8 protein-coding genes are annotated in these 12,623 nt (G+C 58.9%); 6 read left to right on the plus strand and 2 right to left on the minus strand.

What is annotated here, in order from left to right:
* Positions 1-176: 176 nt before the first annotated feature.
* Entirely contained in the window at positions 177-1,199 is a 1,023-nt protein-coding gene (locus KSS95_RS16435; protein WP_217848127.1) for a zinc-dependent alcohol dehydrogenase family protein, read from the minus strand.
* 207 nt (positions 1,200-1,406) lie between these two features.
* Between KSS95_RS16435 and KSS95_RS16440 the strand changes: the two genes are divergently transcribed.
* On the plus strand, positions 1,407-2,321 hold the full coding sequence (locus KSS95_RS16440) for a LysR family transcriptional regulator (RefSeq protein ID WP_225935517.1): 915 nt from the start codon (positions 1,407-1,409) through the stop codon (positions 2,319-2,321).
* A 668-nt stretch (positions 2,322-2,989) separates the two neighbouring features.
* On the opposite strand, the gene KSS95_RS16445 is transcribed toward KSS95_RS16440, so the two are convergent.
* Positions 2,990-3,865 carry a WYL domain-containing protein gene (locus KSS95_RS16445; protein WP_217848128.1) on the minus strand — a complete coding sequence of 292 codons (876 nt, stop codon included), beginning with the start codon at positions 3,863-3,865 and terminating at the stop codon, positions 2,990-2,992.
* Positions 3,866-4,249: 384 nt separating this feature from the next.
* Here KSS95_RS16445 and KSS95_RS16450 point away from each other — a divergent pair, with 384 nt between their 5' ends.
* The 5 genes from KSS95_RS16450 to KSS95_RS16465 all read left to right on the plus strand — a co-directional run bounded on the left by KSS95_RS16450 (position 4,250) and on the right by KSS95_RS16465 (position 12,277).
* Entirely contained in the window at positions 4,250-4,396 is a 147-nt protein-coding gene (locus KSS95_RS16450) for a hypothetical protein (protein ID WP_177410880.1), read from the plus strand.
* Positions 4,397-4,460: 64 nt separating this feature from the next.
* The gene (locus tag KSS95_RS24845) at positions 4,461-4,817 is read left to right on the plus strand and encodes a 4-fold beta flower protein (RefSeq protein ID WP_437179554.1); all 357 of its coding nucleotides are present in this window, start codon (positions 4,461-4,463) and stop codon (positions 4,815-4,817) included.
* Positions 4,818-4,939: 122 nt separating this feature from the next.
* Positions 4,940-5,554 (plus strand): DUF6338 family protein, encoded by a 615-nt coding sequence (locus tag KSS95_RS16455; RefSeq protein WP_217848129.1) that lies wholly within the window; start codon positions 4,940-4,942, stop codon positions 5,552-5,554.
* 931 nt (positions 5,555-6,485) lie between these two features.
* Entirely contained in the window at positions 6,486-9,104 is a 2,619-nt protein-coding gene (locus KSS95_RS16460) for a PD-(D/E)XK nuclease family protein (protein WP_225935518.1), read from the plus strand.
* Positions 9,104-12,277 (plus strand): UvrD-helicase domain-containing protein, encoded by a 3,174-nt coding sequence (locus KSS95_RS16465; protein WP_217848130.1) that lies wholly within the window; start codon positions 9,104-9,106, stop codon positions 12,275-12,277. The genes KSS95_RS16460 and KSS95_RS16465 overlap by 1 nt, the downstream gene beginning before the upstream one ends.
* The last annotated feature ends 346 nt before the right edge of the window (positions 12,278-12,623 follow it).

The following is a 12,623-nucleotide window of genomic DNA, read 5'->3' on the forward strand; positions in this document are numbered from 1 at the left end:
CAGTTGAAGGACGCTTCCTATAACCCTGTAAGACAATTATCGGAATGCCGTGTCAGGGCTTGCAGCCGTCAGCTTTGCGCCTGTCGACCGTCAGGCAGATGCCCCCTACTCTAAGCCTGCGCCCATGAAAAAGCCCGGGGCGATACCCGGGCTTCGCTATCAGGCCAGCGCGCGCATCACTGCACGCCCATGTCCAGCACCACGCGCCCGCCACAGGGGCACTCATCCATGTAGCGATGCGCCTCGACCACCTGGTCGAATGGGTAGACCTTGATGATCTGCGGCGTCAGCAGCTGATCGGCGGTGAACTGGTTGATATCGCGCAGCGCCCGTTGCAACGCCACCTGGTCCTGGGCGATACCCAGCTCCGGCTTGCCGGTGAAGTTGCCGATGCAGTGCACATGGAACTGAATGTTCTTCTGGAACGCCGCGCAGGCCGGGAACGGCGTCTGGTTGCCGCCCTGCAGCCCGTACAGCACCAGGCTGCCGCGGGGCGCCAGGGCATCGCCTAGCAGCGACATCTGCGGCCCGCCCATGCCATCGAGCACCATGTCCACGCCACGGCCATCGGTGTACTTGCCCACCTGCATCAGCAGGTCCTGCTCCTCGCTGACGATCACCTTGTCGGCGCCCAGGCCCAGCAGGTACTCGCGTTGCTCCGGCTCCTTGGTCACGGCGAACACCTTGAGCCCCAGGGCCTTGCCCAGTTGCACGAAGGCCGGGCCCGCGCAATGACTGGCGTCGGTGATCAGAGCGGTCTGTCCGGCCTTGGCCCGGGCCAGGTCGACATAGGCGAAATAGGCGATCAGCAGCGGCGTGTAATGCACGCTGGCCTCGATCGGGGTCAGCACGTCGGGGTAACGGGTGATGGCGCTGCGCGGCAGGACGATGACATCGCCGTATACCGGGTGATCGTTGGGGCTGGTGGCCGGGAAGCTGGCGACCCGGTCGCCCAGGGCTATGTCGTCCACGCCATCGCCGAGCGCCGTGACCACACCGGCCATCTCATGGCCGATGCCCGCCGGCAGGCGCGCCTGGGAGGGGGCCAGGTTCTGCCGCCAGAGCACGTCATACCAGCTGACGCCAATCGCCTCGACGCGCACCTGCACCTCGCCGGCCGCCGGGGATGGCGCGGCCTGCTCCTCGCAACGGAGCACATCGGCCTGGCCGAACTTGTGGAAACGGATCATGCGGGACATCGCATACCTCGCCTGTGTGAATCTCGTATTACCACGGACTTTATCCGGGCTTTGGCGGATCGACCATCAGTGGCTGTTAATAGTCGACATGCCTGTCATTGATTGGGCCCCTGACTTTTATGTGCATTGGCCCCCGGAAATCGGTGCAGGGTAACAGCCTTTGGCCTTAAGATTCACCCCTGCCCCACTTCTGGCGAGCCGCATCGAATGAATCGTAACGACTTGCGTCGCGTAGACCTCAACCTGCTCATCGTGTTCGAGACGCTGATGCACGAACGCAGCGTGACCCGCGCCGCCGAGAAACTGTTCCTTGGCCAGCCGGCGATCAGCGCCGCGCTGTCGCGCCTGCGCAACCTGTTCGACGACCCGCTGTTCGTGCGCACCGGCCGCAGCATGGAGCCCTCGGCCCGGGCCCACGAGATCTTCGCCCTGCTGTCGCCGGCGCTGGACTCGATCTCCACCGCGGTCAGCCGCGCCGCCGAGTTCGACCCGGCCACCAGCAACGCGGTGTTCCGCATCGGTTTGTCCGACGACGCCGAGTTCGCCCTGTTGCCGCAGTTGCTCAAGCGCGTGCGTGCCGAGGCGCCCGGTATTGTCCTGGTGGTGCGCCGGGTCAACTACCTGTTGATGCCGACCCTGCTCGCCTCGGGCGAGATCTCGGTGGGCGTGAGCTACACCAGCGAACTGCCGGCCAACGCCAAGCGCAAGGTATTGCGGCGCAGCAAGCCCAAGCTGCTGCGCGCCGACAGCATGCCGGGCAGCATCAGCCTGGACGATTTCTGCGCCCGACCACATGCGTTGGTGTCGTTCGCTGGCGACCTGTCCGGGTTCATCGACGAAGCCCTCGACGAAATCGGTCGCAAGCGCCATGTGGTGCTGGCGGTGCCGCAGTTCAACGGGCTGGGGAGCTTGCTGGCGGGGACCGATATCGTCGCCACGGTGCCGGACTACACCGCCGATGCGCTGACCGCCGCGGGAGGCTTGCGCGCCGAGGACCTGCCGCTGGAGGTGCGGACGTTCGAATTGCACATGGCGTGGCGTGGGGCGCAGGACAATGACCCGGCGGAACGCTGGTTGAGGTCGCGGATACAGATGTTCTTTGGCGACCCTGAGAGTCTCTAGGCGTCGTCGGGCAGGCTGTTCATCTGATCACTTCTGTCTTTTCATAGACCGTGAAGCTCTATTCACTTCCAGTGGATTGCTACATTAGGGGCACATCTGAGGGTATGCTTTGGATGATTTGAAAATGATACCCCCAGTCTAAGGTCCAACTGTAAGGGGCCGGCGACCACACCTTCCCGACTCCGCCGCCGAAAGCCATGGTGTTCACTTAATACGAGGGCACCATCGCCCTTAATGCTGGAGTTCGGAAGGTGACTTTGCCGAACGAATGCGCCACATCCTCCATCAGCTCCTTCGCTATCCCGTTCAGGTAATAGCTGCCCACACCAAGGTCACCTTCCTGCCCTGTAACTGCCTACTACATCCAAGCCCTTTACCGTTTCGCGAGAGCGGCGGAGATGGGTTTGTCGACTTTTTACCCTAGTTTATCCTGTGGCGCAGCTTGAAGCGTTGGACCGACTTGGCTCGTTAGTGCTTGTAGTTAATTCACACTTTCGCCCTTCAGCCTGCATTTTTCACCCCGTCCGGCGGGCAGGCCAGCGATAACTCGCATGCACCGCCTAGCAACATAAGGGTTCAGGCTAGTGCCAAGAAGGATCTTTGCTGGTCACTACGTTCGGGTGCAGCGAAGCAGCCGCGCTCGCCTTGATAGGGGCTCGGCAAGACTGTCAGTTGGGACTTTTATAGCCTGGGGCAAGCTTGGCGCTTTTAACACCATAAAGAGCTAGAGGGTCGCTCAACCAGAGTCGATATGCCTCGTCTGCAATGCTGTGATCAGTCGAGCAGTCTACGTGGTACTGCTGCAGTACATACCCAGCCATTGCTGCACGCACACGCAGCTTGAGTACACCATCAGGCATGTCGTAGTCCCGCATCATGATCTGAGAGCAATTTTTATCCGGGTGTGGAACCAGGGGTAGATCCAACATCCGATTCCACTGGTCGTCATTTCTTAGATTTTCGTTCTCCAGAGGCTTCTGCCCCTGCTGAATCTGAGCAGCACCGATTCTGGCTAGAACAAAGTCCACAAAATCTTTGCGCTTTCTATCGTAAGCCCGAACATGCCAGCGCAGGCCATCACAGCTAATGGCGAAGGGCACAATTTCACGCTCAGATTCACCCGATGCCGACGTGTAGCTGATTCTCACTACCTGATTCAGGCTAATCGCGCGCGCGATCGGCGCCAGGATCTCCACCTTAGGCTGGCTGAGCAGCGAAACGGACTCGTTGAGAATGAGCGGCTTCTCACCATCCAGGCTGTATCCGTATCCCTGCGTTAGAGCAGTGAGTACTCGCTCAGGCGGATGCTCTACCAGCGGAGAGAATGTATCTCGAATTACATAAAGCTTGCTGACGGTGTCGAGCTCAGTGTTGGTCGGAGCTATCTCACGATACTGAGCAAAATCTCGAGTAGCAGCCGCAGCGCCCAAACCGAATCGATCCATCAGGTCATTACGCGAGACCACACCCGTGAAATACAGGCGAAAATCGATATAAACCAGGCGCTCCCGCTGGGCCTGGCTGTAGTCGCTCAAGTTACTCATGTCCACTCCGTCTTGCCTTTTCACCGTCTTACCTGTCTTGCAGTCCGACCAGGAACCTGGTCGGTCGTTTCATAAGGATGCATCGTAGCACACGATCGCTTGACCTAATCAAATTGATGATGATAGGCTTTGCTCATGGTTTCGATAGGCCATTATCTATACCACCTGACCTAAATTGGAAAGGGTTCGGATGGAGGCAAATCAGCCAGAAACGAAAAAGCCGATCAAGTTCGCACCTTGACCGGCCTTAGGGAAAAGATATCTGAACTGGTTCCAGATATCTCTCGCGCTTTGTTCAGAAAGCTCTGCGATGGTAGCCCTTGTGGGTTGCTGACGCAAGGGTAGCGAGTTCTGTGTTCGAGCCGCCTCAGTAGGAGACATCCAATGTCCCAGCTTGAGATGTTCGACAAGCCCGAAGGCGAAGGCGAGGTCATCTATCGCATGACCATACGCACCCGCAACGGCAAGGTGATACGCCGCGCGAACGGTCAGCCGTTCCGTATCGTGCTTCGCCCTAAAGCGGCCGATTAATTGGTCACTTAACAGAGCTCAGGGCACATTGGTGCCCTACCCTCCTCTCGGATGGAGAATTTTCATGCCCTTGAATTTCTATGATCGAGCCGGTACCCCTATAGCGTATACCGATGATGGTGAGCATATCTTCACAATCAGCGGTCGCCCTGTAGCCTACCTAAACGACGGTTCCGTCTATTCCTACCAGGGACGACACCTAGGCCTCATGGCTGAAGGAGTGATACGCGATAACAGTGGCCATGTCGCCCTTTTTACCGAAGGTGCAAGACTTGGCGTTACGAGGCCAATGCTTCGACTGATGCCGCTGAAGGGACTGAAGCAGTTAAAGCCTCTCAAGCAATTACGACAACTCAGGCCACTGAAGCCGTTAAATCGTATGACTTGGTCTCAGCTATCCGGCCAGAAATTTTTCTTTTAGATCTCCACACGGTTGCCCCTTCACACACGGACGTGTGTGCGGAGTAATCATTCAAGATCCTTCGTTGCTCATCACGAGAGAACCCGGGATTTCACCTGCAGGTGAGATTTCGGAGGTGCAAGATGGAAGACCTAGCTACAAAAATCGTTCCGTTGGTTCAGACTCTTATCCCAGGCTTCCTCACCGCCATGATTTTCTACTGGCTGGCAGATGTGAAAAAGCCTGGCCAGTTCGAACGCACAGTTCAGGCACTGATCGGTACCGGCCTGATAACCATGATGATCGCAGGCATAAAGGGAGGCCTGGGTTTGGTTGGTGAGCATTACTTCACAATGGGTGAGTGGAGCCCCCAGGTAGAGGGTGTCTGGGGTATCGGCCTGGCTGTAGTATTGGGCCTGCTCCTGGCATTCGCATCGAACCACGACTACCTATACAGATTCGCCCGATGGCTGACCCTCACCTCGCGATCCTCATATCCAGAATGGATTTATGCGTTTCGCAAGCGGGAAGGTATGAGCGTTGTGTTGACTCTGCTCGATGGTCGTCGGCTTTTCGGGTATCCCGCGGTTTGGCCAACCGATCCTAAGGACGGGCATTTTCTTATCACTTACCCGTGTTGGATGGACGAGAACAACCAGTGGATAGAGACGCCTGGAATTGAGAGCTATCTCATCGCCAACTGTGATGTCTACCTGATCGAATTCTTAGAAGAGGTAACCGAAAATGAGCAACGATAACCGACCTAGGCAGCATGTGCTTGAACAGCGGCTTGCCAACGATGGCATGAACGTCAGTCCCCCGGCACCAACAAATATTCGCCCTAAAGTACCACCACCAGCTCCGCCGAAAGCCCCGAAGAAATAAGAGGTTAAAATGTACGAAGAAAGAGGGATATCACCCAAACCACACCGGCCAACTCCTGGACAGTCAAGTCCATCTAAGCCCTTTGCTCAACGTCCAGCTACACCTCCCAAAGCACCACCACCCAACAAACGGTGATCAGCATGACCAATCAAACTGGCGGTAAGATTCACGTTAACGACGGTATAAGCAAGCAAACAACAAGTCAGCGCCCGGCAGCTCCACCAGTTGCACCTCCGCCAGCGCCTCCAAAGCGATAAGTTGAGAACGTTTTTGAAATTGACAGCATGTGGCCAAGGATTGGCAAGCTCTCATGGCACTGTTATCAATTATGGGAATCAAACGGGCCCGGCTATGTGGCGCCTCCTTCTGAACTCATAAGTCTCTTCTCCTTGCGCACGAAGCTAGCTTGAAAAAGCTGGACATGAAGTAAATCCTTTTCTTCGTCGTCGCTGCTGTCGAACGCAGCGAAACTCTGCTGGCTGCGGATTAGGTTCGCCATGGTGGTCAACGGGGTTATCGGGGTTTGAGATTCGTCGAGGGCCACGCACCTTCTACAGCGCTCGTTCTTTCTTGGGCGCGCATTGGAAAATATCGATTAGCGATCACTCGAGTAAAGCCGCCTCGTCTTCGGCGCGCATGGCCATGGGCTCGGTGGCCAGCCAGATGGCATCGATGTGGGTCGCTTTTGGCAGTTTCCCTTCGTACGCGAATGGCAGCTTTCGGTTACTCTAGTCGACCAGGAGCAGGGGAACATTATGCAATAGGACACCTGCATTCGATTGCCGTCAAGGAAGCCAGCGCAGCATGCACATCACTTTTGGCCTTTTCCTGGACGCCCGTCAGGGTCCGTCCCCAACGAACTTCTTCAATAACCCGATAGTAGGCCGTCTCGGTTTCCTGTCCCTGCTGGAGACCTACCTTGGTCTAAGCGCGCCAGAAGCCTCAACGGCCAGACGCGTGACCATTTACTCCGGCCTGCTGCGGGCTCATGACAACGACTCGCGCTTCTACAGCGACTCCCTGAAGGTCGACAGCATTGGCACTGCCGCGCGCCTCCTGGCTTGGCGTGACGAGTGGCGGCTTGGCGGCTGGGACGGCAGCGCGAATCCGGAGCATCCACCGCGAATCCAAGAACTTGCGGCCGTCGAAAAGACCGCTCTCGAAGCACTGCCGCCCGGAGAGGCCGAGCGCTTGCATCTGGTGATACAAGCTCTGAGTGCCTCCGGCCCCTGCCCCATCAGGTCAGTTCACCTGGTTGACCCGCCTGAGGACTTCCCGCGCCTCTGGCAGCAGGTGTTGGAGCGCCTGCCCGAGGTCGAAGTTCGCCTTCCTGAACCACAGGGAGCAAGCCAGCTCCGCGCGGTGCAGGAGCACGCCCTGACCGTGCTGAACGGAGGCTCTGCGGGAAATTCGGCTGTGCCGACCGACGGGAGCATCTTGCTGGTACACACCCTCGCAATCACTACCGCCGAACATTGGCTAGGCACGCAGCACGTGCACACGCCCGGAGACCGACTGATCCTGGCCGAGGATGCAGGAGACTCACTGGACGTATCACTGTCTGTTTCTGGTAGCGTCAACTGCGGGTTCGAACGTCCTAGTCAGCTGCGCCCGGCCCTTCAGGCACTAGCCCTTGCCTTGGAGCTGTGTTGGGACCCAGTGGACATGAACCGCCTTTTGGACTTCCTGACTCATCCGGTCGGCCCATTCAGTCGCGCTGCGAGAAGCAGACTCGCACGCGCTGTCGCCAACCAACCCGGGATAGGTGGCGAAGCCTGGACGACAGCCAAGAACAAGATCGCCGCAGATGACGATGCCCAGGAAGTGGCAGATGAAATCACCTTCTGGCTGGAATCAGAGCGCTGGGCACGCACAGATGGAGTGCCGGTAGATGCACTGATCGCTCGCGTCGATCGGATGCAGGAGGCTATGCGGCGTCGCCTCTTGGGTGAGCCTGCTGACGCGGCAAGCTTTATGGCGGCGCATAGCCAATGTGCGGCTGTTCATGACGCATTGACCGAGCTGGCTCGGCAAGGTGTGGCCAAGCTACTGCCTCGACAAGTCGAACAGTTGGTCGCCCACGCCACACCCGCCGGAGCAACCAATCCCGCTGCGGTTTCCCATATTGGTTGCATGCGCTCGAGCAGCACGGCAGCCGCCTGCATCGAAGCAGCTGATGAAGTGATCTGGTGGATGCCGTCGACGCCTGCCCTGCCCTCGCCTCTGCCTTGGTCTCCTGCCGAGGTGAATGCTCTAACTCAATTAGGTGTGCAGTTGCGAGACCCGGCGCGTGAGCTTGTATCGTTAGCACTGAGGTGGCTGCGGCCACTACTTGCCGCGAGAAAAAGATTCATCATCGTCTGCCCTCCTCCTGGTTCAGAAGTGCATCCGATTCGTCAGCTTCTTAAGAAGCTCGTACCGGATATCGAGTCCGCGTCGCTTGACTTGGACACCGCACTCAATTCCACGCTACTAGGGGTAACCGCCGAGGTGCTTGCACCTCAGGCGCTGCCCGCTACTCCACGACACATCCAACTGCCTCATCCCGTGCAGCTCGGCGACGCCCTACAGTCGTTCACTACGCTGAACGAGCTTTTCAATGATGCAGCCCTATTCGTTTTGAAACGAGTGGCGAAGCTGGATCCCACCTCAGTCCTAGAGGTTGATGAGGGCAACCGCCTGCTGGGCATCCTCGCTCATCGGGTGCTCGAGAAACTCTTCGCGCACGACAAAGCCTTGAGTTGGTCAAACGCCGAAGCCGTTGACTGGTTCCGCGCCGTAGCCGACTCACTCTTACTGACTGAAGGCGCTGTACTGCTCATGCAGGGTGCGGGGGTAACACAGCAGCACTTCCGGCAGGTATGCGAACGAGCCATCGGAAGTCTCCTCGATCACCTCAGGCTCGCAGGTGCCATTCAGGTTCAGACTGAGGTGGAGTTCAGAGGAACCTTGGGAGCAGTCCCGCTGATCGGCAAAATTGACCTCTTGGTCACACTTGGTGACAAGCGAACTGTCGCCGTGGACATAAAGTGGAGGGGCGATACCTACTACGCCGGGCTGCTTCGCTCTGGCGAGCACCTACAGTTGGCGCTCTACTCCAGCCTCATTGAGCAAACAAGCGGTATCGCACCCGCCGCGCTTGGCTATTTCATCCTGGAAAGTGGCGGGCTGTACATCACCGCTGCCGACATCTTCCCAAAAGCGCAAGTCAGAAGACCGCCGGACGGCGTAACCGCCTCCAATCTACTGGACCGCGCCCGCGCTACCTGGAAGTGGCGCAAGCAGCAGCTGGACGCCGGGACCATCGAAGTCGTTCCGGAAGATCCGAACGACGAGTACCAGGGCCCTGAGGGAACCTTTCCGGTCAACGGTCCAAGCAAATGGGACCGAGACCATCTTATCTTGCTGGGAGGCTGGAAGTGATGAACAACATCGAATTCATCAGCGCAGGCGCCGGCAGTGGCAAGACCTACAAGCTGACCGAAACTCTCGCACAAGCCCTCGAATCTGGCACGGCACGGCCTCACGCCATCTTGGCCACGACCTTCACGGTGAAGGCCGCTACCGAGCTGCGCGAACGCGCCCGCTCCTGGCTTCTTGAAAAGGGCCGTATCGACCTCGCCACCGCCATAGGCCAAGCCCGCTTGGGCACCGTCAACAGTGTCTGTGGTCAGATGCTCAAACGGTTCTGCTTCGAGTTGGGGCTGTCTCCCGACCAGACTGTCCTGGGTGAAGGTCAATCCAAGAGACTGCTCAAAGCCACGCTGGCCGAGTCGATGGATGCCGACGCACAAGCGGAACTAGTTTGGCTCACAGAGCGGTTCGGCATCGAACAGGCGGACTGGTCCAAGACTGTTGAGGCTGTCGTCAAGGCCGCGCTCGATAACGACATTGAGCCAGGGGCGCTTCGCGTGATGGGTACTCAGAACGCGGACGCTATGCTCGCGAACTGGCCTGTCCCAACTGCGGGGCTGGACCCGACCATGGCGTTAGCGACCGCGCTGGCCAAGGCGCACCAGGAAGTAACCGCCTACGTAGAACAGCAGCAAGCTGTCGGCGCCAAAGTTGCAGACAACCTCTTAAAAGGCCTCGACGGGCTGCAAAAACTGGATCGTCTCTTCCGTGAAGGACGCTGGTGCTGGCCCGACTGGATCGGCGCAGCGGGGTTTGACGCCGGCGCTAAGGTCAGGGATATCGTGGCACCAGTCAAGTCCGCTGCTCAGGCCCACGAGTCTCACCCGGCCTTTCATGCCGAGGTCCGTCGCTACCTTGACAAGGTGTTCAAGCTGGCCGCCGACGTTCTCGACGCCTACGAACAGGCCAAGAAGGCGCTGGGTGCAGTCGACTTCAGCGACCAAGAGGTGTTGCTGCTACGTGCATTGAGGACAAAGCCTGCCGTCCGTGAAGTGTTGGCGGCAGAACTGGATCTCATCATGGTTGATGAGTTCCAGGACACCAGCCCGCTCCAACTGGCGCTTTTCGTCGAGCTGGCCAAACTGGCTAAGAAGTCGGTGTGGGTCGGTGACCCCAAGCAGGCTATCTACGGCTTCCGCGGAACTGACTCGAGCCTCATTTCCGGCGTTCTCAGCGCCATCAAGGGCTGGGGCGGAGTCATAGGGAAGGCTCTGGACACCTCCAGGCGCTCCACCGAAAGCCAGGTCTTACTCACTAATAGTGTATTCAGCTCTGCGTTCGAGCCCGACCTGACGCCTGAGCAGGTTCGGTTGCAGCCTCTGCGGAAAGACATCCCGGATCAGCCCGCGCTGTTGAACTGGAACTTCGAGAGCAGCCGAAACGACTCAGACTACCTAGGCCTTGGCCAGGCCATCCACGAGCTGCTCGAGTCCGGGGTTAAGGTCGAAGACAAGGACACCAAGGAGCTCCGTCCGATTCAGGCCGGCGATGTCGGAGTGCTGTGTCGCTACAACGACCAAGTCGAATTTGCCGTCACGTCGCTCACGCGCTGGGGCATCCCGTCAGCCAGCCCACGCTCCGGCTTGTTGGGGACTGCCGAAGCCATCTATGTCATGGCCTGTCTGAGGCGCATGAACGACCCAACCGACACCGTCGCCACGGCGCTGGTTCTAACCCTGGCCGATGGCACTCCGATCGAGACCTGGCTTGCAGACAGGCTGCAATACCTAGCCACCGAAGGGGTGAGGTCACACGAGTGGCTGACGAAGGGTGATAGCTCCCATCCCCTACTGGCCCGATTGGAAGAGCTGCGTCCAACGCTAATGGCTTTGACGCCACAGGAAGTACTGCGACTTGCTGCTGCCGAGTCCCAAGTAGTGCGGCTGGTCGGACAATGGTCCACCTCCCCTCACGAGAGCCGCAATAGGCTGTCCAATGTCGAGGCACTGGTCGAGCTCGGAAAGACTTTCGAGGACGAGTGTGTCGCCGCGAAGCGACCGGCGACCATCAGCGGCATGCTTCGTTGGCTGGACGAACTCGCCAGCGCAGAGGACGATAACCGGGCCATTTCAGAAGACAACTCGGTCTCGGTCATCACCTATCACGGGGCCAAGGGGCTGGAGTGGCCAATCGTCGTGCTGACAAGCCTCGATGCGACAGCACGCAGTTCGCTTTGGGGTGTACGCGCGAGAACAGTTGGGGGCTTCGATCCGCAGCAGCCGCTCGCCAACCGCTTCGTCCACTGCTGGCTGAAGACCTGGGGCAAGCGTTCCCAACCCCAAGCCGCCCTCAATGCTGAAGCCAGCTCCACTGGTCAAGCCATGCAGGCCGAGGCGCTGGCCGAGAACAAACGCCTTCTCTATGTGGGCCTGACCCGCGCGCGTGATATGAACATCGCAGTGTCGTTTGTTCGCAAGTCAGGGGCGGGGCGCGCCTGGGTCGGCGAAATTCAAGGCGCACCCGACCTGTTGTTCGGCGATTCAGGAACCATAGCGATTCCCGACGGCCAGCAGCTCTCAAGACTATCGAGATCGTGGAGCAAGGATGACTGCTCAACGGAGCCACCTGCCAAAGCCTCCGAGGCCTGCAGTTGGTTCACCGCTCGTCCGCGCGTGCAGGCCGAGCCGTTGTGGCATCGACCGAGTTCTGCCTCGGGAGGCACGTTCAAGGTAGTCGAGACTGACGCGGTAGGAGTCCGGCTGAGCTTGGCGGGCAAGCCCGACATGGCATCGCTGGGCACGGCGCTCCACCTCTGTATCGCTCGCGCCGGCGTGCTTGGCGGGATTTCAGTCCCTGAAGTCGAACGAATCCTGATGACCTGGGCCGTGGCTCATTCTGTGGATAAGGAAGCCGTTTGTGCCCAGGCCAGAGCGTTCCAAGCTTGGGTAGCCAAGCGCTGGCCTGGCTGCCCCGTTTACGTCGAAGTTCCCATCGAAGCGAATGGCCCTAACGGCACTCGTATCCGGGGCCGCATCGACTTGCTGGTCGAACTGCCAGATGGTTGGATTCTCATGGACCACAAGTCGAACCCCGGTGGCTCAGCCAGAGACGAGGACCTGGTGGCTGAGCACGGGCCCCAGCTCGAGTCCTATGGTCATGCCCTTCTCAACGCGACCGGCAAGCCCGTGAGCGAGCGATGGCTCTACATGCCGGTCGCTGCACGAGCAGTCCGCCTCTCCTGACGCTCCCAGAAGCGTACCGGACTTAGTTAAATAGAAACACGAGGAAAAGCAGAGATGGATGTGAAGTTCCTGTCGGCTTCGCAGACGCAGTCGACACTCATAGCACTGGTTGAGAACTGCGAGTCGATGCAATGGGCAGTAGCCTGGGCGACCGAGAACGCGGTCTTCGAGGCAGCGATGAAAGACAGCTCGAAGTTCGAGCACTTCGTTGTCGGCACTCATATGTTCCAGACGCAGCCCGAGGTGCTTGAGCGGGCGGCAGCGCTAGCAGCCGCAGCCGTCGTTCTCCCGCTTGGGTCGAAATCGGTCTGTCGCGAATGGCAGCAAACGACTGTGGATTTCAACC

Source organism: Pseudomonas muyukensis (genome assembly GCF_019139535.1).
Classification (GTDB): Bacteria; Pseudomonadota; Gammaproteobacteria; order Pseudomonadales; family Pseudomonadaceae; genus Aquipseudomonas; species Aquipseudomonas muyukensis.

Excerpts from the sequence above, each read along its gene's own strand:
- KSS95_RS16445 (WP_217848128.1), bottom strand. The coding sequence starts at position 3,865 with ATGAGTAACTTGAGCGACTACAGCCAGGCCCAGCGGGAGCGCCTGGTT.
- KSS95_RS16455 (WP_217848129.1), top strand. The coding sequence starts at position 4,940 with ATGGAAGACCTAGCTACAAAAATCGTTCCGTTGGTTCAGACTCTTATC.
- KSS95_RS16465 (WP_217848130.1), top strand. The coding sequence starts at position 9,104 with ATGAACAACATCGAATTCATCAGCGCAGGCGCCGGCAGTGGCAAGACC.
- KSS95_RS16450 (WP_177410880.1), top strand. The coding sequence starts at position 4,250 with ATGTCCCAGCTTGAGATGTTCGACAAGCCCGAAGGCGAAGGCGAGGTC.
- KSS95_RS16440 (WP_225935517.1), top strand. The coding sequence starts at position 1,407 with ATGAATCGTAACGACTTGCGTCGCGTAGACCTCAACCTGCTCATCGTG.
- KSS95_RS16460 (WP_225935518.1), top strand. The coding sequence starts at position 6,486 with ATGCACATCACTTTTGGCCTTTTCCTGGACGCCCGTCAGGGTCCGTCC.
- KSS95_RS16435 (WP_217848127.1), bottom strand. The coding sequence starts at position 1,199 with ATGTCCCGCATGATCCGTTTCCACAAGTTCGGCCAGGCCGATGTGCTC.
- KSS95_RS24845 (WP_437179554.1), top strand. The coding sequence starts at position 4,461 with ATGCCCTTGAATTTCTATGATCGAGCCGGTACCCCTATAGCGTATACC.